This is a genomic window from Rhizobium sp. CF080 (genome assembly GCF_000282095.2).
Classification (GTDB): domain Bacteria; phylum Pseudomonadota; class Alphaproteobacteria; order Rhizobiales; family Rhizobiaceae; genus Neorhizobium.
Genome location: NZ_AKKC02000004.1, coordinates 1532495 through 1557398 on the forward strand (window position 1 = coordinate 1532495; position 24904 = coordinate 1557398).

The 24904-nt window shown below is 59.1% G+C and carries 20 protein-coding genes and 1 pseudogene; 4 read left to right on the plus strand and 17 right to left on the minus strand.

Annotation, left to right across the window (positions count from 1 at the left end; all coding sequences use genetic code 11):
• Positions 1–91: 91 nt before the first annotated feature.
• The 4 genes from PMI07_RS14055 to PMI07_RS14070 are packed head-to-tail and all read right to left on the minus strand — an operon-like array spanning position 92 to position 3674.
• The gene (locus tag PMI07_RS14055; RefSeq protein ID WP_024163804.1) at positions 92–853 is read right to left on the minus strand and encodes an SDR family oxidoreductase; all 762 of its coding nucleotides are present in this window, start codon (positions 851–853) and stop codon (positions 92–94) included.
• A gap of 39 nt (positions 854–892) precedes the next feature.
• Positions 893–1666, minus strand: a complete 774-nt coding sequence (locus PMI07_RS14060) for an aldolase/citrate lyase family protein (protein WP_007764246.1) — start codon at positions 1664–1666, stop codon at positions 893–895.
• Between the two features lie 16 nt (positions 1667–1682).
• Positions 1683–2705: an NAD(P)H-quinone oxidoreductase gene (locus PMI07_RS14065; RefSeq protein WP_037086303.1), complete on the minus strand. Its 1023-nt coding sequence runs from the start codon at positions 2703–2705 to the stop codon at positions 1683–1685.
• Between the two features lie 21 nt (positions 2706–2726).
• Positions 2727–3674, minus strand: a complete 948-nt coding sequence (locus PMI07_RS14070) for a DUF6282 family protein (RefSeq protein ID WP_007756148.1) — start codon at positions 3672–3674, stop codon at positions 2727–2729.
• A gap of 120 nt (positions 3675–3794) precedes the next feature.
• Here PMI07_RS14070 and PMI07_RS14075 point away from each other — a divergent pair, with 120 nt between their 5' ends.
• The gene (locus tag PMI07_RS14075) at positions 3795–4610 is read left to right on the plus strand and encodes a helix-turn-helix domain-containing protein (protein ID WP_007756149.1); all 816 of its coding nucleotides are present in this window, start codon (positions 3795–3797) and stop codon (positions 4608–4610) included.
• A gap of 568 nt (positions 4611–5178) precedes the next feature.
• On the opposite strand, the gene PMI07_RS14080 is transcribed toward PMI07_RS14075, so the two are convergent.
• Entirely contained in the window at positions 5179–6126 is a 948-nt protein-coding gene (locus PMI07_RS14080; protein ID WP_007756150.1) for an alpha/beta hydrolase, read from the minus strand.
• Positions 6127–6265: 139 nt separating this feature from the next.
• Here PMI07_RS14080 and PMI07_RS14085 point away from each other — a divergent pair, with 139 nt between their 5' ends.
• The 3 genes from PMI07_RS14085 (at position 6266) to PMI07_RS14095 (ending at position 10094) form a co-directional block, all read left to right on the plus strand.
• Positions 6266–7411, plus strand: a complete 1146-nt coding sequence (locus PMI07_RS14085; RefSeq protein ID WP_007756154.1) for a serine hydrolase — start codon at positions 6266–6268, stop codon at positions 7409–7411.
• A 43-nt stretch (positions 7412–7454) separates the two neighbouring features.
• Positions 7455–8381: a LysR family transcriptional regulator gene (locus tag PMI07_RS14090; protein WP_007756156.1), complete on the plus strand. Its 927-nt coding sequence runs from the start codon at positions 7455–7457 to the stop codon at positions 8379–8381.
• 141 nt (positions 8382–8522) lie between these two features.
• On the plus strand, positions 8523–10094 hold the full coding sequence (locus PMI07_RS14095) for an ABC transporter substrate-binding protein (RefSeq protein ID WP_007756159.1): 1572 nt from the start codon (positions 8523–8525) through the stop codon (positions 10092–10094).
• Between the two features lie 94 nt (positions 10095–10188).
• Here PMI07_RS14095 and PMI07_RS14100 read toward each other — a convergent pair whose 3' ends face one another.
• The 12 genes and pseudogenes from PMI07_RS14100 to PMI07_RS14155 form a co-directional block, all read right to left on the minus strand.
• Positions 10189–11307, minus strand: a complete 1119-nt coding sequence (locus PMI07_RS14100; protein ID WP_007756162.1) for a class II histone deacetylase — start codon at positions 11305–11307, stop codon at positions 10189–10191.
• Positions 11304–11978 carry an RraA family protein gene (locus PMI07_RS14105; protein WP_007756165.1) on the minus strand — a complete coding sequence of 225 codons (675 nt, stop codon included), beginning with the start codon at positions 11976–11978 and terminating at the stop codon, positions 11304–11306. Before PMI07_RS14105 ends, PMI07_RS14100 begins: the two co-directional genes overlap by 4 nt.
• A gap of 285 nt (positions 11979–12263) precedes the next feature.
• Positions 12264–12458: pseudogene (locus PMI07_RS35625) on the minus strand (ISKra4 family transposase); the annotation flags it as partial.
• 58 nt (positions 12459–12516) lie between these two features.
• Positions 12517–12801 carry a GlsB/YeaQ/YmgE family stress response membrane protein gene (locus PMI07_RS14115; RefSeq protein ID WP_007756168.1) on the minus strand — a complete coding sequence of 95 codons (285 nt, stop codon included), beginning with the start codon at positions 12799–12801 and terminating at the stop codon, positions 12517–12519.
• Between the two features lie 354 nt (positions 12802–13155).
• Positions 13156–14304: a hypothetical protein gene (locus tag PMI07_RS14120; RefSeq protein WP_007756173.1), complete on the minus strand. Its 1149-nt coding sequence runs from the start codon at positions 14302–14304 to the stop codon at positions 13156–13158.
• Between the two features lie 13 nt (positions 14305–14317).
• On the minus strand, positions 14318–15754 hold the full coding sequence (locus tag PMI07_RS14125; protein WP_007756177.1) for an MBOAT family protein: 1437 nt from the start codon (positions 15752–15754) through the stop codon (positions 14318–14320).
• 233 nt (positions 15755–15987) lie between these two features.
• Positions 15988–17178: an AGE family epimerase/isomerase gene (locus PMI07_RS14130; protein ID WP_024163806.1), complete on the minus strand. Its 1191-nt coding sequence runs from the start codon at positions 17176–17178 to the stop codon at positions 15988–15990.
• A 15-nt stretch (positions 17179–17193) separates the two neighbouring features.
• Positions 17194–18570, minus strand: coding sequence for an SEL1-like repeat protein (locus tag PMI07_RS14135; RefSeq protein WP_037086308.1), 1377 nt, complete (start codon positions 18568–18570; stop codon positions 17194–17196).
• A gap of 99 nt (positions 18571–18669) precedes the next feature.
• Positions 18670–20124, minus strand: coding sequence for a phosphomannomutase (locus PMI07_RS14140; RefSeq protein ID WP_037086310.1), 1455 nt, complete (start codon positions 20122–20124; stop codon positions 18670–18672).
• Positions 20125–20158: 34 nt separating this feature from the next.
• The gene (locus tag PMI07_RS33585) at positions 20159–21268 is read right to left on the minus strand and encodes an alginate lyase family protein (RefSeq protein ID WP_051484147.1); all 1110 of its coding nucleotides are present in this window, start codon (positions 21266–21268) and stop codon (positions 20159–20161) included.
• Positions 21269–21337: 69 nt separating this feature from the next.
• On the minus strand, positions 21338–24022 hold the full coding sequence (locus PMI07_RS14150) for a tetratricopeptide repeat protein (protein ID WP_155956459.1): 2685 nt from the start codon (positions 24020–24022) through the stop codon (positions 21338–21340).
• A gap of 207 nt (positions 24023–24229) precedes the next feature.
• On the minus strand, positions 24230–24892 hold the full coding sequence (locus tag PMI07_RS14155; protein ID WP_007760514.1) for an alginate O-acetyltransferase AlgF: 663 nt from the start codon (positions 24890–24892) through the stop codon (positions 24230–24232).
• Positions 24893–24904 lie beyond the last annotated feature (12 nt).

A 24904-nucleotide genomic window follows, 5' to 3' on the forward strand; every position in this document is an offset into this window, starting at 1 on the left:
GTTCTGAGACATTACAGGGCTTGACGTGGCTGGCAACGCGTTCTCGAACACGTTTCGCCAGACGACAACGGGGCCGCCACGGAAGGCTCCCTCATAAATGCCTGCCTTCATCCACCGGCACGATAATCCCGGTCGAACTCGTCAGGTTGACGACGCAGGCGATAACGGCCCGCGCCACATCGTCGGGCGTGGTCACCCGCCCGAGAGGAAGCTTTTCGGCTACCTTCTCGAGCTGCTCGCGGGTGCGGTTGGGAACGAAATCCGTATCGACCCCGGCGGGCGACACCGAAAAGACCCGCACCTTCGGCGCCAGCACCTTGGCGAGTGCGACGGTCAGCGAGTCCAGCCCGGCCTTTGCCGCCAGATAGGCAAGGCTGCTGCCGATCCCGGTCCGCGCCGCGATCGATGAGATATTGACGATGGCAGCATTGTCGCCGCGCTCTAACAGCGGGCGAAAAGCGCGGATCACTGCGAAAGGGCCGCGCAGGTTGAGCATCACGGTAAGGTCGAAGATCTCGTCGGTAAGCCCTTCCAGGTCCCCTGCGGGAACGGGGGTGGTCGCGCCGCCGCAATTGACAAGCGCATCGACACGATCGAACCGCTCTTTGACCGCAGCGGCGGACTCGGTGATCGAGACCGGATCGTCGATCGCGATACGCAGGGCGACATGTCCGCGTCCTGCAAGACCGCACACCACTTCGTTCGCCGCATCGGATCGGCTGTTGTAGCCGACGACAACCGTCGAACCCATGCCGGCCAGACGCGCCGCGATGGCCCGGCCGATCCCGCTGCTTGCTCCGGTGACGACAGCCACTTTGGGTATGCGGAGCGCGGGGATATCGATAGCAGTCACATTCTCCTCCAATCGGCCGTCATTGGCCAGGCGCCCATATCAGTCCGAAAAATCCTTGATCGCCTTGCCGGCTGCGGAGCGGATGAACCCGTGGTCGCTTGAAAGCAGCATCGCGCTTGCCCCGAGCCCCTTGGCGAATTCGTAGTCGTCCCGGCTCGTCGGCAGCATCAGCAGGGGGACGTTCGCCTCCCGGGCGGCGGCCGCGACCCTGGTGCTGATCTCCGCCACCTTCCTTGCGGCATCCGGATCGTTTCCGAAGGAGGCGGTCAGATCCCCCCGACCGATGAACAGGGCATCGACCCCGTCGACACGGGCGATCGCCCCGGCCAGGTCGACCGCATCCTGATCTTCGATCATCACGATGCAGGCGACCTGCCGGTCCTGAATTTCCATATGTTGTACGCTGCCGATGCTGCCCCATATGCCGGCCCGGGTAAGGCTTGCAAAACCGCGGTTGCCACCGGCATAACGGCAGCTCTGCACAACGGCCTGCGCCTTCTCCACGGAGTTCACGTGCGGAACCATGATCCCCATCGCACCACAATCCAGTGCGGAGAGAATGCCTGCCGCATTGAATTCCGGGACCCGAACAAGCGGCGCGATATTGGAAGCGCGTGCGGCGAAGATCATCAGATCGGTCATTGCCCGGTCGAGCGGCGCATGTTCCTGGTCAATGACGGCGAAGTCATAACCGAGTGGCCCGAGGATTTCGATGACCTGGGTCGTCGGCAGTTTCAGGAACGTCCCCAGCATCCGCTCTCCGGCAAGGAGGCGCTCTCGAAACGTGGTAAAGTTCGGGCGTTGGTCGGTCATCTTGGCCTCTCGTCCGTTAGCGTAGTTGCTTTGGTTCGGGCACGGTTGTCGCGATCGCCGGATCGACGATCAGCACCACTTTGCCGATCTGCCGGTTCTCGTCGAGTATGACGTGCGCGTCCTTCACCTGGTGAAACGCCACAGCCTGGTGGATATGTGTTTTGATCCGACCGTCTTCGATGAGAGGCCAGACATGTGTGACAAGCTCGCGTGCCAGCCGCCCTTTATAGTCCGACGGTCGCGGCCTCAGCGTCGATCCCGTGATCGTCAGACGCCGACGAACTAGCGATCTTATATTGACCTCGGCCGTCTCGCCTTCATGACTGGCGATAAAGACCAGCCTGCCATCGGTCTTGAGAAGATCGAGCTGTCGCTGCGTATTTGGCCCTGCCTGCCCATCCAGAATGACGTCGACGCCCGCGCCATCTGTCAGCCCGCGGATTTCATCGTCCCAATCACTTCTATAGTCCACTGCAGCGCTTGCGCCGATCGCCAGGCAGACCTCCCGCTTTTCGAGATTGCCCGCCGTCGCGAAAATCATCGCCCGACGCAAATGCCAGGCGATCTGGATGCCGGCCATGCCGACCCCGCTCGTACCGCCATGGATCAGCAGCGCTTCCCCCTCGCTCAGACGCGCCAGCCAGATCAGGTTGTTCCAGGCGGTGAAGAACACTTCCGGAAGCGACGCCCCTTCGATGAAATTGAGGCCGCGCGGGATCGACATGCATTGCACGGCCGGCGCCAAGCAAAACTCCGCATATCCGCCGCCATTGACCAGTGCGCATACCGGCATACCGACCTTAAGCGTTTCGACGCCCGGACCGATCTCTTCAACAAGGCCCGCAACATCGAGCCCTGGAATGTCCGATGCGCCTGGCGGCGGCGGGTAGAGACCCCGCCTCTGCTGGACATCCGGCCGGTTTATACCTGCTGCAACGACCCGGATCAGCACCTCGTCGGCACCTGGCGGCGGCCGGCGCCGTTCGGCGATCCGAAGGACTTCCGGACCGCCTGGCCTTTCGATTTCAATGACTTTCACCGGCTCGTACCCGTCGCCGCGTCAATCTGCCAGCCCGACCAGCCGGGCCGGGTTGTCGGCGACCATGGTACGCACGTCCGCTTCGCTGAAGCCGAGCGCTAGGCAGAGTTTGATGGCCTGGCGCATGCCTTCCACCGGTGTGGGATTGTCCACCTGCCCGAGATCGGAACCGATCGACGAACGTGCGACGCCGGCGGCGAGGATATGTTCCTTTAGCTCCTGCGGGGAATATGCGTTGAAGCGGCTGTCGATATACATGCCGGCCGACTGCTCGACCAGCGCTCCCTCCGCCGCGAGATCGCGGATATCGTCATAGGTGAAGTGCAACCCGTACATCGGGTGGTTTATGAGGAGGCGCTTGACGCCCCGCGCCTTCGCCTCTTCGAAAAGCCTCCAGATTTCCCAGACATGCAGGTGACCGGAAGACAGGATCGCATCGAATTCGGCGATCATGTCGAGGATCTGCTTCACCTCGTCCAGAACATTGCCGTAGCCATCAACGACACTCAGCGCCGGCGAGTTTTTCAGCTGGACATTGGAGGCAAGCCGGACCTTGCCGTGTGCGCTCCTGATATGGTTGGCCGCTTGCGCCGTCGGCATCCAGATCAGCTTCGCGCCCATCTTCAACTGGGCATCCACGACAAAGGGATTCAGGCCCCCGGTGGAGTTGTTGAGCACAAGACCGCTATACATCGCCAGGCCGCGATCGCCGAGCACTCGCTCCATCATGGGGATGAAAGGCGCCACCGAATAATGGTGATCCTTGAACAGCAGGCCGCGCATGCCGGCTGCGGCCGCCTCTTCGGCTGCTTCCAAGTGGTCGATCTGCCGCGGCATCGTGGAAGGTCCGGAATGCACGTGAAGATCGAGAGCGCCGCGTAGCAAGCTTGCCGCCAACGCGTCGTCCACGCCTGCTATGAGTCTACGGACCTCTTCACGATTGCGTTTCGTATCTTCTGTCGAAGCCATCTAATTCCTCCTCCTGCATCTAAGGTAGCCTTAGAACTTGACTTGCTCGGACGACAACCTATCGTCTCCGCTGTTTCGCGGGCCGAAATGGCACCTGCAGAACGTCTCGGAGGAGGATCGATGAGCATTCGAGCTATAGAACGCGCGATGAACGTGCTGCAGGAGCTTAACTTGCAGCCAATCAACACGATCGCGCAGCTCCATGCGCGCACAAAGCTCCCCAAGCCGACCCTTGTGCGCATCTTACGGACGCTGGAAGAAGCCGGCTATGTCGAGAATGACACGCGCCAAGGCGGCTATCACGTCAGCGCTCTCGTGACCTCCTTGAGCTCTGGTTTCCATAAGGATCCCCTTGTCGTTGAGGCCGGGAGAGCATGGGCGATAGCGATCACTCGCAAACACAAATGGCCCGTCGCCATCGCCTTACCGGACTATGACGGGATGATCATTCGCTTCAGCACGGTGCCGGACAGCCTGATTTCGCCGTTCCACAGCACCGTAAACCGACGGCTATGCATGCTCACCCGCGGGATGGGACTTGCGTATCTTGCCTTTCTCGATGTTGAAGACCGCGACGTGATAATCGGGATCCTGCAAAAATCCGAGGATCCCGAGAACGCTTTGAGCCATCACCGGGATGAACTCCTGCGGTTGCTCAAGCAGGTACGGGAAAACGGCTACGCGACCCGTTCGTCGGTCGTGGAACCGAGGAATTCCAACACGATTGCCGTTCCGATCCTAGCCAAAAGTGGCCGAGTCCTTGCGAGCCTCGGCCTCACATATTTCAAGTCTGCTTTTGATTCCGAGCAGGATGCCCGCGAGCGCTATGTTCCAATTCTTAAATCTGCGGCCATTGCCATCTCGGAAGACCTGAGCCGGTTGTCCAGCAGCATGGCAATCGACGTCAATTCTACTGAGCTACTACCGGCTTTTTAAGGTGATTGAACGGCGAAGCCATGCGACGTAGCATAGATAATGCGCGCGGTTTACCTTGTGCGAACGGCAAAACCGCACGGCATGTCGGGAATATGGAACGTCCGATAAGGCACCGTCACGTTAACGGGGCAGCGACTAAAATGCGCGATCTGGCGGCACGACCAGACTTGCCCACCATCGGTGCATCTTGCCTCGCCCGCGAACTACGGCATGATTTAGCTGTCTCAACGCGTGCCCAGATGGCAACGTGTTGCTGACGGGAAGGGCCAGCACCATCCAGCGGCTCCGGCAAAGCCTGAAACGGCAGGCGGTACCGGCGGCACGCATTGTTACCAAAGCCTATTGAGCGCCCGGAAAAACCGGACTCGATTGAACATGCAGCAGGCTCGGCGAACATCTGCAATCACGGTTTGGACGCAGCTCAATTACGTGACTTGAAAAGTGGATCAGATGGCGGGGGCGCTCAGCTGCCAAAGTCATCTGTTTTACTGAAGGCGACACATGTCAGCGCAATTTGAGCGGATTCCATGCTGATCGTGAGGAGGAGCCATCAAGTGCCATTGGCTGCTCAGTTGGCTATAACGGCACGTAGTTCCGCACAAACTCTGAGAAATGCTTCATTCGATTTCCGGGAAACTCCGGAATGCTGCATGAAATTATGGATCAAGCCATCAAAGCAGAGATATCGTGTCGTGACACCAGCCTGTCTCAAGCGTTCTGCAAATTGATGGCCCTGATCCCTCAGCAAATCGATCTCTCCGCCGTATACCGCGACGGAAGGAAGGCCGGCGAGGTCATCCGCCAGGAGAGGCGATATCTGGGGATCAAGCGCCAGCGCAGGCGTCGGCAGGTAGGAGCGCGCAAAATACTCCATCGCCGGCCGTTCGAGATAGTAGCCGGCGGCAAAAGCTTCATCGGATGCGGAATAGGCGGCCATTCCCAGATAGGAACGCAGATCGGTAACAGGGTAGAGAAGTGTGCCGTGGTGAAAAACTTTCTCGGCCCGGTAGTGCCGCATGGCAGCTATGGCAAGATTGCCGCCGGCGCTGTCGCCCATGACCACAAAGCGCTCCGGATCAACGTTCAACCGGTCGGTGTTTCCCTTCAGCCACCGGGTGGCAGCCAGGGTATCTCCCAAGGCTGCCGGGAAGGGATGCTCCGGGGCAAGGCGATAATCGAGAAAGGCAACGAGCGCATTGCAATGGAGCGCGATACGGGCGGACTGATGAGCATAAGTCGAGGAGTCGCCGAGTACAAAGCCGCCCCCATGCAAATAAAGGATGAGCGGCGCACGGGCCGGGAGAGATTTGGGGCGATAGAATGTCAGCCTGACATCTGCCGCCTCGGTCAGAGTTATTACGTCTTTCACGACCGTTTCCTCGGGGTGACGGCTCATGGACAGATATTGCTGCTTGTAGATCTCCCGCGACCGTTCGAGCGTTATCTTCCCTGGAAGGCGTTCTTTTTCCTCGGCAATGTTTTGCAACATTGCCTGAATTTCCGGATCGACAGTCAATTTCACACTCCTGCGAGATCGTTTTCGAGTTTTGAAAATGGTCCACTTGCGCGATCTGCGATCGCAATTTAATCATTGGCGAAAGAAAATCAATTCCATTCGCGTTGATCGAACCACGTACCGCCAGCAGGGGAAAACCATGAGCGCAGTCAACTTCAAGCGATCCGACATCAATCTGGGCAATTGGCGCGCTCGCCCCTATTCGACCTGGTCTTTCCGCAACATGGCGGAACTGGTGCCCTCGGCGGTGATCCGCAGCGCGCGTCTGCCGGAAAAACCTCAGCGTGACCTGGGCCAATTTTCCACTCTCCTCATTCGCAATCCAGACGGCCATGAGATGCCCCTCGACGCTTTCCTCACGAAGAGCGGCAGCGACGCCTTCGTCGTCATGAAGAAAGGCGAGATCATCGCCGAGTGGTATGCAAACGGCTGCGGTCCGTCGGAACCCCATCTCATTTTTTCGATCTCGAAATCGTTCACCGGTCTCATCGCCGGCATCCTCGAAGCGCAGGAAAAACTGTCGTTTGCGGCACCGGTCAGCGCATATGTCCCCGAAGCCAAAGGCTCGGCTTACGGCGACGTGACGGTGCGCGAGCTTCTCAACATGACCGTGAGCGTGGTTTTCGAGGAAAGCTACCTTGACGAGACCGGCGACTTCGATCGTTATCGGCGGGCGGTCCTTTGGCAGCCGGAGCATCCGGAAAAGCCGACGCCGACGCTGCGGGAATTCCTCGTATCGTTGAGGAAGGCCGACCATCCGCATGGGACAAGGCATGCCTATCGTTCACCCAACTCGGACATGGCCGGGCTTGTCGTCGAAGCGGCCGGCGGCATGCGCTATGCCGATCTGCTCAGCACGCTTGTCTGGCAGCCTATGGGAGCCCACACGGATGGCTTCATCACCGTCGACCGCGCTGGTAGCCCTAGGACCTCCGGCGGAATATCCGTCTCCGCGCGGGATCTCGCCCGCTTCGGTGATCTCGTGCGCAGGGGCGGCGGGGGATTGGTGCCCGAGTGGTTCATCGAGAGCCTTTGGCAAGGCGGCGACCGGGCGGTCTGGGCAACCGGCGACCAGCATTACATCTACCCGGGCGGCAGCTACCGATCCTACTGGTACGAAACAGGGACGGGTGCGCTGGCGGGCATGGGCATTTTCGGGCAATGGCTATGGGTTGACCGCTCTTCCGAAACCGTCATTGTTCGATTGTCGTCGGAGCCGGTTCCCGTCAACGACGATCTCGACCAATGCATCATCGCAATGATGAAGGCAGTTTCGGCGGCCTGAGCCGGCGGCCGCCGGACTTGCCCCAGAACCAAGGGCAGCAGGCGTGAACCTGAGATTCGTTGAGACTTTCCTCTGGGTTGCCAGACTCGGCAGCTTCAGTGCCGCCGCCGAGCGGCTAGGCGCCACCCAGGCTTCGGTTTCCCATCGCATTGCGACCCTGGAGCAAGAACTCGGCGTGGCATTGTTCGATCGGGATTCGAGAAGCGTCGTCCTCACCCCTGCCGGGCTGCGGGCCATTCCAAAAGCCGAGGAGATCTTGCGCGCCGCAGCCGAGTTCCAGCTTGCCATTGCCGAACCCGGGCAGATCCAGGGTTCGGTCAGCTTAGGAACGAATGACGTGATCGCCCATTCGCTGCTGTCGCGTATTATGGCGCGGGTGCGGCAACGTTACCCCGGGATCACGATCGACCTTCAGATCGAAACCAGTTCGGCCAATACGCGCGCACTGTTTGACCGTCGCATCGATATAGCCCTTGGAATGGGCACTATCGATGACGACAGGATCATCAATGCGCAATACGGGGCTTTCGTGCCCGTTTGGGTCGCCAGTTCGGATTTTCTTCTGCCGGATGGCAAGCTCGGTCTTGCCGATCTCGCGAACCGTCCCCTGCTGACATTTTCCCGCGACAGCGTGCCCTATCGCGGGCTCATGAAGCAGTTTGCCGATGCCGGACTGAATGCATTGTCGGTTTCCAACATCAATGCATTGATTACGATGATTGATCTGGCTGTCGCGGGCTTCGGGGCGACGGCGCTGCCGCGCGCGGTGCTGGGCAAGCATCTGGGTGCCGGTCTCCTGCGCGCGCTGGATGTAGATCCGGCTTTCCCGGTCTTCACGCACTATCTTTCCTACCTCGATGTGAATGAAAACCCTCTCGTCAAGGCGGTGGCGGACATCGCATTCGAAATCGCCGCGGAAGCCGACGATCCGGACCTATTCTCCGCCTATCAAAAAGGACCGCATCTATAGATTTTTCTTGTCGCGACGCGGGAAGATTTCTCGTTTGAACTGTGCCTGCCGCGCCTGCACAGTGGAAAAAAAAGGGTTTCGGGCGAGGACTGAGCCTCTGATCCGGCAACCCTATAAGCGGTGGAACAGTTGGAGAAATTCATGAAGATCAGCTTTTTATCGGCCGTCATATTGGCTGTGTTTGCTTTTGCGGGCTGCGGCAGCGCGCAGGAACCTCAAAAAGATGGTACGCTGAGGATCGTGCTGACCGCCGATATCCGCAGTCTCGATGCGAGCCGCAACGACAGCAATACCGACACGGTTCTCAGCCATATCTATGAACCGCTCGTGGGCTTCCGGACCAATATGACGGTCGGCCCCATGCTCGCGGAGACCTGGGACGTCTCGCAGGATGCGAAGACCTACACTTTTCATTTCAAGAAAGGCACGACCTATCATAACGGCGACAAGGTAAGGGCTGCCGATTTCAAATGGCTGTGGGAACGCCGCATGGCTTCAAGGGCCGGCGACGCCCCCTGGCTCTGCATTCCGACATTCGACGGCTCGCGCGGGCTGAAGGTCAATGACGTCGAAGCGACGGATGACGACACGCTCGTTTTCCGTCTCGACGCGCCCAACACCTTGTTTCTTGTCCGGCTTGCTGACCCGGTCTGCAACATCTGGATAGCAAGTCCCAGGAATGTCGGCAGCGATGGAAAATGGATCGAAGGTTCGGCGATCGGCAGCGGTCCCTTCAAACTGAAGGAATGGAAGAAGGAGCAATATATCGCTCTTGGACGCTTTGACGGCTATGTGCCGACGAGAGGTGAACGAAACGGGCAGAGCGGCGATCGGACCGTGTATGTCGACGAAGCCCGTTTCACCATCGTGCCGGACAAGACCGCCGCGGAAACCGCGTTGTTCGCGGGGCAGGTGGATGTCGTATCGACAATCCAGCCCTCGCGGGTGGCGGATCTCAAGGCAAAAGGCGCCAGGATCATTTCGTCGCCGGGGCTTTCCCTGACTGCAATCCTCATGCAGACCCGGGATCCCCTCCTGTCGAATGTCAAGATGCGGCAGGCGATCGCGCATGCATTGGACTTCGACCAGATCGCCAAGGCCCAGACGGTCGGCATGGCTGCATTCAACCCTTCCGGAGTTCCTGAAACCAGCGCCTATTTCGAGAAGTCGTTCCTGCAATGGCCCGCATACGATCTTGCGGAAACGAGGAAGCTGCTCGCCGAGGCGGGGTACAAGGGGCAAGCTATCAAGCTTCAGACCAATAACCGCTACGTTGGCATGTATGACAATGCCATCGTCATCCAGGCAATGCTTGCTGCGGCCGGGATCAATATCGAACTCGACGTGCTGGATTGGTCGGCGCAGTTGGACAATTTCTTCAGTGGCAAGTTCCAGATGCAGTCCTTCGGTTATGCCTCGCGGCCGGATCCGCTGGTCATCTACGGCATGTTTACCGGCGACAAGGCCAAGACGCCGAACTACCAGTGGGGCGATCCCAAGGCGCTCGATCTCTACCTCAAGGCGATTGATACCGAGGGTTTCGAACAGAAAAAGGCGGCATTGAAGAAACTTCATGCCTTGATGGCCGAGCAGGTTCCGATACTCGGCCTCTATTATTTCCCGGTGATCGAGGCGATCTCTGACAAGCTCATCGGATACGAGACCTGGGCGCTCGACAAGCCGCGCGCATGGGGCGTATGGAAGAAGTCCTGATCCCATCCTCGACCATTTTGAAAAAGCCCGGCACGCTGTTTCCGGGCTTTTCCGACGTCGTGCGGGTCGAAGTGTCAGGGTGCAGGCCGAGGTGTCAGGCCGGAATCTTTTCCACCAGCTCGGAAGCGAGGGATATCGCGGCCGCCTGATGGGGCTGTAACGACTGGCCCGCATAGTTGCGGAAGACGTCGAGAAACGGATCGGCGACGCCCGTCCGGATGCCGCTCAGCTGCTCCAGGACCGCGAGGCCGCAATAGGGAACGTAGGAGGCCGAGTACCCACCTTCATGAGACATGGCCAGCCGGCCCCCGCAGAGCGTGTCCGCCGCCTGCATCAGGAGCCGCGCCATTTCACGGTAGCTATCGCTGTGCAGCATCATCCGGCCGAACGGGTCGATCGCGGACGCATCGAAACCGGAGGAAACCACGATCAGCTCGGGTTTGTAGCGGGCGAGCGCGGGGAGGACGGCCTGCTCGAAGGCGGCCATATAGGCGCCGTGCCCGCTTCCCGGCGGCAGCGGGATGTTCAGATTGAAGCCCTCGCCGGGTCCTTCGCCGCGTTCCGAGCGGTCACCTCGATCACCGGGAAAGAGCCTTTCCTGATGGATCGAGATCGTCAAGACGTCGGGGTCGGCATAGAAGGCGGATTGGGTGCCGTTTCCGTGGTGGACGTCCCAGTCGATCGTGGCGATGCGTCCCATGCCATGAACCTTTCGCGCCTTCAGGATCGCGACGGGCACGTTTCCGAAAAGGCAGAAGCCAAGCCCGCGATCATGCTCCGCATGGTGTCCCGGCGGGCGCACGAGGGCATAACCATTGCTGACTCGGCCGGAAAGAACCGCGTCGACCATCGCGAAGGTTCCGCCGGCAGAAAGGCAGGCGATCTCGAAACTGCCGCGGCCGAAGGGCGTCAGATAGCTGGCGTCGCCGCCTCGGTCACCGCTCATCGCCTTGATGCGGCTGATATAGTCTCGCGTGTGAAACAGGGCGAGGTCTTCTTCAGTGACCGGTTCGGCATCGATCCTTGCCAATCTGTCGGAAAGGCCGGAGACTTCGACGAGGTTCTTGAAGCGTCGCTTCGTCGCCGGGTTCTCGGCGTGTTCACCGGGCTCGATCGTCGGGCCGGGCGGGTACCATGTCGCCGCATTGCCGGTATCATGCCAGAGATAGAGTTCGTGGAAATTCCAACCGGTCCTTACGCTCCCGCAGCTCATGCCCGCCTCGGCGTCAGATTGCCTTCGACGAGTCGCGTGGCGCCGCTGATATCCGGCAGGAACTCGCCCTTCCGCAACCTTTCGAGCAGCAGAATCTCATCCTCCTGATCGGCGATCGCTTCGCGAGCGATCGCCTCGGCTTTCGAAGGATCGAGCACCACGACCCCGCTTTCGTCCGCGAGGATCGCATCTCCGGGGCGGATGACCTGTCCGCCAACCGTCACCGGGACATTGATCTCTCCGTCCAGGCCGAGCAGTTTGGTGGTAATGGAGGAAGGGCCGCGGCACCAGACCGGAAGGCCGATCTTCCGGATTTCCGCCAGATCGGTCGACGGACCGTCGATCGCCGCGCCCGCTATGCCGGCGATCTTCATCGCATGGGAAACGGCTCCGCCCCAGCAGGCATGGCGCGTATCGCCGCAACGTTCGATGACGACGAAATCGCCCGGCCGCACCAGTTTGGTCAGGTAGTGAACGATGGTCGAATCCGCATGGGGCGTCCGCACGGTGACGGCCGTTCCGGCGACCCTCGCATTTCCGATCACGGCGGCAATGCCCCGATCCACGAAACCGGAATGGAAGAAATGCCCGATGGTCCCGGTCTCGGCGCATTCGAGCAGTTTGACGAGTTCCGGATCGAGGCGCGGCGGCATTTCGTTGATCGTGAACATGGTTCCTCGTTTGCTGAAGGCTGATGAATAACGCGATCCAGAGGGATCGCGGCTCTGAGCCTGCGTGAGGCAATCCGTGAAATCAAACGAGAAATACTGGGCGCCGGCGACAAGAATTTCCGTTGATCGGCCGGCTCAGGCTGCAGAAATCACCTTCTCGTCCAGCCTGTCATTGACGGTGAGGGCTTCCGATGCCCGCCGGACGATGACGGTTTCGGATGCACAACCGATCAGACCTGCCGGCTGTGGATGCCCATGCCGGCAAGGACTCCATGTGATTGGCGATTGCTGCATGGGCTGGATCTTCATGGCGATGCGGAACCAGTCAATGATGTGGGTGGTAGGCTTCGGCATGCATTTGGCAGGCGTTGCAGGATTTCAGTATCGTCCGGGATCACGGTGAAGCCGCCAAAGCCGCGATACCCTTCACTCCGACCGCCGACCACGATCACATCGGGTCATGACGAACTCGAAGTTTCGAGCCGAATTGAGTTCGGCGCTGAGAACATGCGCTGTGTAACCGACGATATTTCTTCAGTTACCGCCGCCAGAAGCTGCGGCGGCCTCCGCCCCGTGTGACAGATATAATCAACAGGAGAATGATGGCGCCGATTGTGGCGTTGGCGATCGCCGGAACGATCCCGGATCCCAACGCGATGTGCAGTTGAGGAAGTAACCAGCTGCCGATCAGAGCGCCAACAATGCCAATAGCCATATCCGCGATAAGGCCGAAACCCGCTCCGCGAACGATCTGGCCTGCCAGCCATCCGGCGACTACCCCTACAAGCAATATGACGAGAAGGCTTTCCGTATTAAGGTTCATGATCTTCCTCCTAATGCCCAAGGCCCCGACGTAAGATCGATAACTATTTGGGTGCCGGCTTGATTACTCCCATCAACTCATCAGTTGCTCCAACGTTCCGGATGGCGGCAGAGGTTTTGGGCGGCTTGTCGCCACTCGGTAGGATTTGCAAAGAGTAAATCGGCCGCGCCAGGAAGTCAGCGATAGAGATCAACTAACCTGATCTGCTAAAGATCGGTCACTGCGAACGGAGCGCGACACCCAGGATCTGCCCCCTGGACCGGGCGCCATTTCAATTTCGTTTGCATGCGCGCTCATAGCAATGACGTCGCTAACAGCGGATGATTCACGCAAATTGAGGAAGATCCATCCGCTTCAGTACGCCACCTCATCAAAATAGCGAAGTGGCATTTCCCATATAACATACTTGAGTTGCTTCTGCCGGGGGAGGTTCTCGTTGAGGAAGGTTTCCATAGGGGCGAACGGCCCTTTTCCTTCCTCAGCGAAATTGATAACATCAACTTTCGCCTCTGCCTTCAACTGGGCTTCGAAGCTCCATTTGGCGTTGGCGCTGTAGCTAGAGCCCACCATCGCTACCTCCGCGCCCCCATCCTCGTCGGATATCAGGTCGTCAAGGCTGGCATCCGCGGTCACGGCGGAAAGCGATGTGAGACGATCGCCGGGCATGGGAACGAAGGGGTCAAAGATCGAGAACTTGGCGAACTTGTAAAGGTCACCCATGTGCACAATCTCTTCTTCTGGCTTCAGTGTGAATTCCTTGTGCTTCAGCGCGGGACGATGCGCCAGCACCTGAGCGACTGAACGAGCGGCCACACCAGCACCGTGCACAGTCCAGTGAGTGTCGGACTTCAGGAAGACCGGTTTTTGTTCACGAGCATGTAGGAAGGCCTTGCGCAGGTCAGGAACCGGTGCACCCATAGTGATCAGCCGGAGCCGCACGTTCTCATAGTAGTGCTCACGTGACGACGGCATGGCAACACTGCCGAGCTTATCACGATAGATGTCCGCCTTTTCCGGGACCAAAAGAAGAATAGGCGCGACACCGGCCTCTCTTAGCGTGGAAAGCGTGTCCTCGACAAAGCCTAAATGCTTTTCAAGCATGCTCGAGGAATTGCGGTTCCAACTGAATTCCTCATCACTGAAGAACCAGTCGTCGCTCCCCTTGATCAGTCCCTTGCGAGCTTCGCCAAATACCTTGAAGCTTACGAGATTCAACAGGCCTGTGGAGAAGGCACGAATTGGGAAGACGTCTTTGTAGATCCTCTCGACCGCCAATGCCTCTCGCCCCTGGATGACATCGGCGAGGGAACGCTTCGACTGCCGATGCTCAGCCATCTCCTTGCTATTCCAGAAATGACTGAGGACGGCAACGCCGCAAGCAAACATGATGAAGATCGACAGAGCCGGCAGATAGGCTAGTTTCCCCTTCAAACCAAGCTTGTCTTTTTTCGACGCCAGAGCATCTATTTCACCGGAAGTGACGACCTGAGTAATCTCGTCCATACTTGGCCTCTCCTTAGAACTGGAAATAGAGGAAGGGTGTGTCGCTATCCGCGACGAGCTTAACGATCGCGGCCAAGCCGAGAAGGGTTGCGGTAACCCCCAGGACGGGGTTGACATATGGGTAGTCGATCCCTTCGACGGACACCAGTTCCGTGGTCGTTTTCAGTCTGAAGAACCGGCGCAATTGCGGCTCGCCAAGGGCCGTGAGAACGCCGACGACCATCAGCAGAAATCCAAAGTTCGGAAACTCCCAAGCATAGTCGCTGCGCATACCAAATCCATTCCATCCGACCATGCCGGCAAGCATGCTCGTCGCCTCGGCCATATTGGCCGCCCGGAAGAAAACCCAGCCGATCACAACGAGCAGCATGGTGAAGAACCAGGACGAAACGCGAAAGGGCGCATTGGCCGAAACCTTGAAATAGCGCTCCACCGCAAGCCAGAAGCCGTGCCAAGCCCCCCAAACAAGGAAGGTCGTGTTTGCTCCATGCCACAAGCCTCCAAGGACCATGGTGGCCGCCAAGTTGAAATAGGTACGCCCAACACCTTTCCGGTTGCCGCCCAGCGAGATGTAGAGATAGTCGCGCAGCCAACTCGAGAGAGAAATGTGCCAGCGGCGCCAGAAATCCGTAATGTTGACGGACCTGTAGGGCGCGTCGAAGTTCTCGACAAAATGGAAACCTACCATCATGCCGAGTCCGATCGCCATCGACGAATAGCCGGAGAAATCGAAATAGAGCTGGAGCGTGTATGCTATGGCGCCAAGCCAGCTCTCCGCCATGGTCGGATTTGGGATCGAAAAGGCCGCGTCGGCGATCGGAGCGATCGAGTCGGCAATAAGCACTTTTTTCGCAAGCCCCGTCAGGAAGCGCATTGCTCCATAGTTGAACTTCGTCCAGTTGTGAACACGGCCATAGAATTGCTCGGCCAGGTCAGAAAAGCGTAACACCGGACCGGCGATCTGATGCGGAAAAAAGGCGATGAAAGCCGCATAGTCAACGAAGGTCCGCGACGGTTCGAGATCACGCCGATAGACATCGACGACATAACTGATGTTGTGGAAGATGTAGAAGGAGATGCCAATCGGCAGTATGACGTGCGGCAAGGACCAGCTGTAGGGAGTGCCCTGATTGAACAGATAAGCGCTGCTGTCAGCGAAGAAGTTGAAATACTTAAAATAGAAGAGCAAGGCGAGATCGCAGACGACGGTCGCGACCAGGAGCAGTTTTCGCCTTTGTGACGTTTGTGCCCCGTGGACGGAAAGAGCCGCGCAATAGTTGAACGCTGTTGTGGCCAGCATCAGCAGAGAAAAATCCACCCGCCACCACGCATAAAAGCAGTAGGAGCCGATCAGGATGAAATAGGACCTGTATCGGACCGGGCAGGCGTAATAGAGCGCGAGGAACAGCGTCAGATAGACGAAAATGAAGATGACCGACGAAAAGACCATGTCCCCAACCTCCTAGCTCTGGCGGGAACTCGGGCGGTGACCCGCTCGACTCGATACGTGCGACATAACCTCCTGCGAGACCGAGTAAACCGGGCATTCGGGCAAAGCTGCGCCCTCATCGTCAGAAGCAAGATCAGTGGCCAAGTTGATGTCCTCATTCGTGACTGCTAACCGGTGGCGAGCGCGCCGATCGGCCTATCGGGTCAAAACAGACCGGCAAAAAAGGCCGGAATTCACTGTAACTGTTTTAGGGTTGCGTCGACTTCGTAGATCGAGCAAAGGATGTGGTAGAAACTGCTGGCAGGCGCAGGCTCGTTAACAAACTGCCCGCTCGGCGGGAGCTTGTCGTACCAGAGCCCGGGAATGTCGGTGGCAAGGAATTTGCGTAACGCCACCCCGGCCTTCGCCGCCTGGCGGAGATAGTAAGTCCGTAACGCGCCGTGGCTGATCTGGGCCAGCAGGGCGGCGGCCTTCAGCCACTCTGTCTGCGGCCAAAGTCTGGCGACGTGATCGGAAATCGAAAAATCGTCAAACAGCCCCATGAAGGCCACCTGTCGCTCCTCGCAGACACCGTGTTCGATGCCAATTTCGAAAAGCCGCTCGGCAGCCGCAATTGCCTCCGGGGCATTGCGCGCAATCCCCCAGCGGGTCAGAAGCCATGCCCATTCGAATTGATGGCCGGTCTCGACGATCCGTCCCTTGTCACCGGGAAACGGTTTCCAATCGCGGTCGAAGAACTCCCTGAGAGCACCGCTCCCCTGATCGATGAACCGCGTCATCGCAAGATTGGCGATTTCATCCGCCAATGTAATCCAGGGTGTAGGATCGGCAGCCATTGTCTCCCAGGCGAGGCAGGCCTCGAAGAGATGCATGTGCGGATTGGAGCACAACGGCAGCTTGACCGGGCGGCCTTCCTCGAACCCCGCATCTGGATGGGCATATTCCGCCTTCAACTTGGCGAGCAGGATGCGCGCCTTTTGCTCCATCGCGTCCTTCTCTTGGGGGATGGACAGGCCCAACTGGGAAAAAGCGAAGAGGGCGAAAGCCTGATTATAGAGGTCGAAGCTCTCGTCAATCATATCACCAGAGGGGGACGCGACACTACCGAAGAACGCGTCGTCCCTGCGGTAGACGCGCTCAAACCACGAGAAGCCGTGCTGGATCAGTTCGCGCCAATCGACAAGCACATTGCGCCCGCCCGCTGCCGCAAAGCAGTAGATCTGCCGCGGATGCACCCGAGCCCTCCGATTGTCCGCCACGCAAGGTGTCCCATCCAGCGCAACCCGTTCGAAAAAGCCCCCAGCTTGCCGGTCGTATCCGACCTCGAACCAGAGCGGCAGCGCGCTATCGTGCAGCCAGTCGCGCAAGAGAGAGACTTCGTCCGAAAAGGCGGCCAAGGCCCGCGCATACTCAGCGTCCAACATTCGCCAATGCTCCCCTTAGGTCTTGGATTTGAGATAAGTCAAGGCGAAGAGGTCACCCTGTCCGGCCGCCTTGTTAAGATATTGCAGCGCCATCTGCTTGGATTGCGGATCACCACCGTTCTCGTAGAGATCAACGCCGAGTTCGTATTGCGACTTGGCGTCACCCGCATCGGCTGCCCGTTGCAGCCACTTGCGGCCCTCTGCCCGGTCGGCAGCCTTGAAGCCACCGATGCGGTAGAGCGAGCTTAGCGAGCGGGCCGCCTCGACATTACCATTTTGTGCCGCTTTGACGACACCGTCGAACAGGATTTCCGCAGCCTTCTGCCCGGCTTCGGCACGCATGAGCTGAGAGATCATCAGGTCGAGTGCCTCTGACTTGCCTTTGGAATAGGCCTTGACTAGGAGGCTGTTGATTTCGCTCGGCGCGCCGCGCGTGCTGATGTAGATAGCGGCCAGTTCATAAGATGCGTTCGGATCGTTGTTGCGCGCCGCTGCCTTCAGCGGTTCGAGGATCTTCGCCCGGTCAAGATCGGTCTTGGCGCTGCGATAGGCTTCCAGCAACTGCTCTCGCGAGAGTACGTTGACGCCGGCGGCTGTCGCAACGCTGATCAGATAGGATCCGTCGCGCCCGCCTGAAGTGGCGCGATAGACGCGTGCGGCCAGTTGGCCGGCGCCCTGCTTGTCGAGCTTACGCGCCAGTTCGAGCCAAGCATGACCGAGCTTCGGGTTGGCACCGCCTTCGAGGCCGAGATAATGGACTCGCGCCTGGCGCAGGGCCCGATCGGCCTTCGATGTCTTGTCCATCCGATAATAATAATCGGAGGCAAGCGCGACATTTCCGGACTTCTCGGCCCGCTCGGCCAGTTGGCGGAATGCCCTCGTGGCACCCGAGGCCGCAGCTTCATCGAGCCAGGCGTCGGCGGTGCGAAATTCCTTGCCCCCAATCTCGCCACTATCGAGCAGTTGCGCCAAGAGCAGCCGCGTGTTTGCGTCGGACTTGTCAGCTGTCAGCGGCAGATAAACCGAACGGGCGATCATCGGGACATTTTTCGGACGATAGACCCCGTCGAGGTGCGCTTTGACGAGGCGGCGGCCGGCGCTGACATCGCCGACAAGCGCAGCGCGCTCGAAAGCAGTATAGGCTTCACCACTCTTGCCACGATTAAGCACCAGGTTGGCATAGGCGCGGTTGTAACGGATCACCTCGTCCTTTGCCTTCGCTTGCTGCGCGGCGTACGAAAGCAACTGTTCCGGATCACGGCGCGACTTGAAGCCCGCCTTCTCGGAACCGATCTGGACCATGGCATCGTCATAAGCAATCTGAGGCGAACTCGTGCACGCGGCCGCTGAGATCATCGTGGTTCCCACCACAAGCGCCTTACTCAAACTCATAATCTTCTTCATTGTCAGTCCACCCTTACCCTCAAATGCATCCGCCGGCGGCCTTAACCGATCACGCGTCGGCAGATCCAAACCACCACCAAGCCGGCCTCAGGCCGGCCCTATCCTCTTGTTCAGCGCCGATCGGGCTGTATCGAAGTCGCGCAGCAATCCCAGCCCTATATCAAGCACCTGCGCCGTCTCCTCGGCGCTGCCGGCCTCGACATAGCAGCGCATCTCGGGAGCATTCCCGGACGGCCTGAAATGGACGATCCTGCCGTTGCTCAGGGTCACTCGCAGTCCGTCGAGTTCGCTGATCCCGGAGACCTCCCCCAAAGGGGCGGTAAAGCGTTCAAGATTAGTGTTATCGGCGCGCAGCCAGGCCATCAGTGCAGCACTGCGCTCGGTCGCAAAGTTCTCCAACCGGTCGGCAGCTGTGAATGGCAGACCGAGATCCACTTTCAGCTTGGACAGCGGCCGATCGGTAGCCGCCGTGGCGGCGAGCACGGCCAGAATGGGCAGGAACGAGTCACGCGTTGGCAAAGGCTCGAGCACACCTGACGCCACCGAGAAGGAGGAGCCGGTCAGCGTCCCGCCATTCGCCTCGAAGCCAACGACGCCTTGGTGTGTCTTCAGCGCTTCTTGCATTCCGGCGATCACGAAGGGCGAGCCCACCTTGGTACGCACGACATGACTGCCAAGCGCCTCTATGCCCGAGTTGGAAGTGATCGGCGTGATAATCGCATCGGCGCCGAGAAAGCGGGCAGCTATCAGGCCGCATATGTCTCCGTTGATCGGTGTTCCGGTCTCGTCGGCGATCAACGGCCGGTCACCGTCACCATCAGCCGATACGATCGCGTCTAGGCGGAGCTCGGTTGCCCACTGTTGCAATGCCGCGATGGTTTGAGCGGAGACGGCTTCCGTATCGACCGGGATGAAGAATTCGGATCGGCCTAGATCGAACACCTCGGCCCCATAATAACTCAGGATCTCGCTCAGCATGTCGCGCGCAACCGTCGAATGCTGGTAGACACCGACGCGGATACCGGAAAGGGCACTTTGGGGCAGCAAGATCTTGTTGCGGTCCATGAACAGCGACACAGCATCCGCCGCCCCATCAGTATCGGTTGTCGTATCCGTAGCGACAGGCGTTTCCAAATCGGCTAGTTCCTGGGCGATCGCGGAAATCCCCTGCTCGTGTGTTTTGTCGATTTCTCCATCCGGGAGGTAGAATTTGATGCCATTGCGATCGGCCGGAATGTGCGAGCCGGTGATCATCATCGAGGCAGCACCCGTGCGGATCCCGTAGAAGGCAAGCGCAGGGGTCGGCAGATAGCCGCAATCCACCGGCTGCAGGCCGAGTGCGCCGAGTGCCGATTTGACATTGGAGGCGATCGCCGGACTGGAGTCGCGGAAATCATAGCCGACGAGAACGCGATCGCCCGGTTTTGCGATCCGGTTTCGCAGCAGAAAGGTTGCAAACGCTGCCGAATAGACGAAGGAGGGCTTCCCCTTCAGATCCACCGACAGACCGCGCAATCCACTCGTACCAAATTTCAGGCTCAAACCAGCCTCCTTGAAGCAATACGCAATTTGAATGTCAGTCTCGTTCCGATACGTTGTAGAGAACACTGACGCGTCCTCCCAGATTCGAGGAGAACAACGCCCCTTCGAACAGCTTCCCGTAAACCTTTCTGTCCTTTGGATAATAATGCAGGTAGGCACCCAGCCAGGCGATGCGATCAGGGCGGATCAGGCCGTTCTTGCCACGCGGCAGTTTGACCTGCGGTTCTCCCGCCAGCATCTCCATCTTCGACGGGTCACTGATTGAATCCAAGGCGAAATGCGCCAGTCTCTCCAAGCCGTTGTCGCATTGCGACAGCGCATCGTATCCGTTGGCCTGCAGAAGCGACGCCATCATTACCAGAGGCCCGGCGGCATGGAGGTGGTAGTCGCGCGCCTTCTTCTTTCGCATGAGTTCGAGGGGCAGCGCGCCGTCGGCCGTCACCTGACAAACGCCCAGCTTGTAGCTCTCGAAGCCGAAATCCAGGAAGTCCTTCCGCCCGATCGCAACTCCGACCGCGGCCACGGCGAATCCTCCCCAATAGCGATGGTTCTGCTTATTGGAGTTGCGGTCTCCTGATTCCGTATAGACGGGGATCGTCCGATCGGCGAGTCCACCCAGCCACTTCTCGATGGCACCCGTATCGAACTTGAGCAGCGCAGCAGCAGGGCGAACCTGAACGTAAGCCAAGGCGACGCCGGCCACAATTCTCGTTATGCTCAAATAGCTCTGACGCGTCTTCATATCTGAAAGCGCATCGGCCCTTGCCCAAACGTCCAGCGCTTTCAGGGCGCAGCTTGCCTCATCGAGCCGGTTACCATCTGTCTCGGTATAGTTGCTCGCATACTTTGTAACGAATGCAGAGAACTGGCGCATCTGGGAAGTCGCCTTGTCGTAGCGTTCCTTGTTCTGTGGATCGATCGTCGAGTGACTCTCGTCGTCATCCTCATAGATGCTGGTAAGACTGAGCGAAATCACCGGCGCCGGCGGGTTGACCGTGCAGACTTCCTTGCCATTGTTCTTCGCGGCATGCCTTGCCAGCTCGAAGGGGACCGTCAACGTGGCACCCTGTACCGACTGCGTTGCGGCCACCAGGACAAAAGCACTTGCCAGGAAACTAAATCTCGAAAGCTCGACCATTGCCATCTACTCGGTTCATTTCGTTGCGTCGCGGCCTTCCAGCCCCGGTCGTCACGACTGGGGCTGGAACGATCTTCATTGTCCCTTGGACAGTTCCTTGTATTTGCTGTTCCAATAGGCGGCCTTATCAGCATCGGGATCCAGGCCGACAACGCCGACCTTGTAAGCGACGGCCAACTCGCGGGCAGCCTTTGAGTTGCCGGCCTCCGCGGACTTCATCAGCCAGTCGAAGGCCTTAGTGGTATCCTTTGCCGCGCCGTTGCCGAAGAAATAGGCCTGGTAGAGGCGATACATGGCATTTGGCTCTCCTGCATCAGCCGACACTGCCAACCAACGATTGGCCATGGCATCATCCCGCCCCCCCAGCTTTCCGTCGATATTGAGGCGCGCGATCTTGAGCAGATACTTGCCCGGAGCACTGAGGTCCGGCCCAAGGAAAATCAGAAGCTCGTTCACTTCCGCCGGCGTCGATACGATGCGTTCGTCGGCAATCTCGCTGATCAGCTTGTTGGCCGCCTCCTTGTCGCCGGAGGCATAGAGCTTTAGCAGCGCTTCCTTGGCCTTGTCGGCGGATGAGCCCGTCCACATGCCCTGCAGATGACCTTCGGCCAAGTCACGCAGGACGGAGATGCGCCCAAGTGCATAGGAACGCAGGAAGAAGCCCTCTGCCTTGGCACGGTTGTCCACGCCGTCCACGCCATCGCGGAATGCCGCGCCGACCGCGTACAAATCGTCAGCATCCTGATCGGAAATTCTCTCCGCCAACGAGAGCCAATAGCGCGCCAAGTTCTTGGCTTGGGGATCCGGTAGGGTCGAATAGACACGAGCCAAGTTGACGATGGCATCGACCGAGCAAGCCTCGCCGGCGGCGGTCATTTTTGCCAAATCCTGCAGCGCGTTCGGGTCGCCGGGATCGATGAGCGAGATCTTCGCCTTGAAGTCACCGGCATCGGCCGCCTTCCGCAGCCACGCACGCCCGGCGGCCGAGTCCTGCGACAAGTCCGCCAGAAGCATCTTGCCGTATTCACGCATGCCTCGTGGGTCATCCAATTCGGCAAGTGCCTTGTAGATATCGTTGCGCGCCGCCGACGGCGCCTGCCCTGCCCGCTGCAAGAGCTGAGCTTTCAGCATCAGCGCGTCCCGATCGCCTGTCTTGATCAGCGGATCGAGCGAGGCAATCTGGACGAGCTTGTCGCCGAGCTTCGTCGCCACGTCGAAGCGGTTGCTGATGATCGACAACTGCGCCAAGCGCTGCTGCTCCTTGTCGTGCAGTGACGAGACGAAGAGAAGCAGGCGCCGAGCTGCTTCCGGATTCTGCTCGAAGCTGTTGGTACCGGTCTCCCAGCGGGCGACGACATAGCCGATCGCATCGGGGTTGCCCTTGAAGGCCGCCTGCTGGAGGTAAACGCGACCTTTGGCACGGTCGGTCTCCTCCGTCTTGGTCAGCATGTTCAGGCCTGTAACGTAGATCGAATGGACCGATCCGAAGATCGCCGCCTTGTGACGCCAGTCATTTGCCAGTTCCACCGAGATCGGCGCACCCTGTCCGCAGGCGAACATGCCGGCGAGTTTCGCCGCACCATCAGAATTCCCGGCCGCGGCAGCTTCACTGAAGAACTGCATGGCTTTGTTCAGGTAGTTGGGATCCTTCCTGCCCATCTCCAGATAGATCTTGCCAATCTCGTCACTGGCATCAGAGGAGCCCGCCGCGGCCGCGGCCTGCAGGACCTTCAGCGCCTTCTCAATGTCGTCCTTTGAGGCACCGCTCCCTGCGAGGAACTCGCCATATTGTACAGGTATCCCTTCCGAACGGTCCGGGGCCTGCATGGCACGCTCGAAATACGTTTTCGCCTTCACGGCGTCGCGGTCACCGCCGAATTCACCCGAATAGATTCGGGCCAACCACTCGTCTGCCGGGCGAAGCCCGGCTTCGCCGGCGGCGGCGAGATATTTCACGGCCAGCTTGAGGTCCTGGGGCACCGAGATGCCGGTGGCATAAGCCTTGCCGAGGCTGAACTGGGCCGACGACATTCCTCCTTCGGCCGCCTGTTTGAGATAGCTCACCGATTTCTGGATGTCGATCTGGTCGATCTGGTTCGAGCGGTAGAGTTCGGCTAGGTTCTGCGCCGTTTTCGGATCGCCGGTTTTAGCGAAGGCTTCGAGCCACTTGAGCGCGGTTTCAATCTCCTTGCTAACGAGGTTGCCACGCAGATAGAGAAAGCCGATCTGGTTCAGAGCCGAGCAATCGCCCTGCTTGACCTGCGCCACTAGCCCGAGAAGTGCGCCGGTCACCGCACTCTTCTTCTGATGGTCCGAAGCCTGCGGGTCGAGAGTGATGATGCGTGCATATTCGATCATCCCCTGCGGGTCGGATACCAGGGCCGACTTTTCTAGGTAGAAGCGCGATTTGGTCAGATCACGCATCTCGCTCGGGCCATCGTCACCGTAGAACTGGCCGAGCACGAAAGCGGCGCGGGTGCTGCCCGAACCATAGGCGTCGAGCAGATACGACTCCGCCTCCCGGAGTTCGTCGATTGTCGAGCCGTTCTCCATTAGCACGCGTGCAAGCGGAATGAGGAAAATGTCGCGCCGGAATGGATATTTCTTCAAACCTGCGCGCAAGAGTGCTTCGGCCACGGCCGGCGACTTCTGCACCCGCTCGCTGCCCCGACTGTATTCGAGGGCAAGAGCAACGACATCCTGCGATGGCAGTTTGATGTCGCCGATCGGGCCCTTCGTCCAGTCCCGATCGAGTTTCACGCGCGTGACCTGCTCGGTAACAGGTTTGCACACGGCCTTGTAGTCGAGATTCGGAGGGTCAAGCGGGATCGCCGGATTGTCTGCCCGGACTGAGGTCGCAAGCCCGGCCGAAGCGGCCACAACCGCGACAGCGGCGACTAAAGACCGATGAAAATGAAATTTGCGCACTCTACTCGTCCCCACTCTCTTGACCCATCCGTTAGGAAATTATCGGTCGATGCCCGTCGCCGCCAGGAAACCGGCCGGACCACTGGTCGTCTCAACGACGACGACGTTCTGTCGGTCCTTAGCGGTCAGAGAAACCTTCTCTAGCTCCGTGACCTTCTTGCCTCCTTCAGAAACTTCGAGGCCGATGTCGATGACCGGCAGTTCCTTGGATGCCATGGCGGACGGCGCAAGATCTTTGAACAGCACTTTGCTGTCGCCGTTGAGGCGCAGCGACAAGTTCGCCGGCTTTGTCGAAAAATTGTAGAAGGTCAAAGCTGACCTGGAGGGATTTTCGACCTCCTTGTCGGGAATAACCACGATGCCTTTTTGCCCGGCGCCATCGGCCCCGACCGCCACGGTGTAAAATTTGCCGGGTTCGAACTTGGCTTCGGTCGAGCTCGCATTGTCGGAAATCTTATAGGAGCCGTTGCCGATCAGCCGGTAATTCGACAACACGACGGGATCGACATCGAACTTCTGTCCCGAGAAGTCGAGGCTCACTCCGGTCTTCAGCTTCACATTGAGGAAGCGGACGAGACTTTTGTCGGCCGGGATCGGCGCATCGTAGAGGCCGGCGTCGTTTGCCAGCAGGTGCGTCGAGAAGGTGCCCACGCAGGCTCCTAAGACGAGTGCAACACGGATTGCTTGGATTTTGCGTTTCATGATCTCATCCCA

Bases quoted from the DNA above. Each gene is read 5' to 3' on its own strand.
- PMI07_RS14060 (WP_007764246.1), bottom strand. From the start codon at position 1,666: ATGACCGACCAACGCCCGAACTTTACCACGTTTCGAGAGCGCCTCCTT.
- PMI07_RS14070 (WP_007756148.1), bottom strand. From the start codon at position 3,674: ATGGCTTCGACAGAAGATACGAAACGCAATCGTGAAGAGGTCCGTAGA.
- PMI07_RS14075 (WP_007756149.1), top strand. From the start codon at position 3,795: ATGAGCATTCGAGCTATAGAACGCGCGATGAACGTGCTGCAGGAGCTT.
- PMI07_RS14085 (WP_007756154.1), top strand. From the start codon at position 6,266: ATGAGCGCAGTCAACTTCAAGCGATCCGACATCAATCTGGGCAATTGG.
- PMI07_RS14095 (WP_007756159.1), top strand. From the start codon at position 8,523: ATGAAGATCAGCTTTTTATCGGCCGTCATATTGGCTGTGTTTGCTTTT.
- PMI07_RS14100 (WP_007756162.1), bottom strand. From the start codon at position 11,307: ATGAGCTGCGGGAGCGTAAGGACCGGTTGGAATTTCCACGAACTCTAT.
- PMI07_RS14105 (WP_007756165.1), bottom strand. From the start codon at position 11,978: ATGTTCACGATCAACGAAATGCCGCCGCGCCTCGATCCGGAACTCGTC.
- PMI07_RS14115 (WP_007756168.1), bottom strand. From the start codon at position 12,801: ATGAACCTTAATACGGAAAGCCTTCTCGTCATATTGCTTGTAGGGGTA.
- PMI07_RS14120 (WP_007756173.1), bottom strand. From the start codon at position 14,304: ATGGACGAGATTACTCAGGTCGTCACTTCCGGTGAAATAGATGCTCTG.
- PMI07_RS14125 (WP_007756177.1), bottom strand. From the start codon at position 15,754: ATGGTCTTTTCGTCGGTCATCTTCATTTTCGTCTATCTGACGCTGTTC.
- PMI07_RS14130 (WP_024163806.1), bottom strand. From the start codon at position 17,178: ATGTTGGACGCTGAGTATGCGCGGGCCTTGGCCGCCTTTTCGGACGAA.
- PMI07_RS14135 (WP_037086308.1), bottom strand. From the start codon at position 18,570: ATGAGTTTGAGTAAGGCGCTTGTGGTGGGAACCACGATGATCTCAGCG.
- PMI07_RS33585 (WP_051484147.1), bottom strand. From the start codon at position 21,268: ATGGCAATGGTCGAGCTTTCGAGATTTAGTTTCCTGGCAAGTGCTTTT.
- PMI07_RS14155 (WP_007760514.1), bottom strand. From the start codon at position 24,892: ATGAAACGCAAAATCCAAGCAATCCGTGTTGCACTCGTCTTAGGAGCC.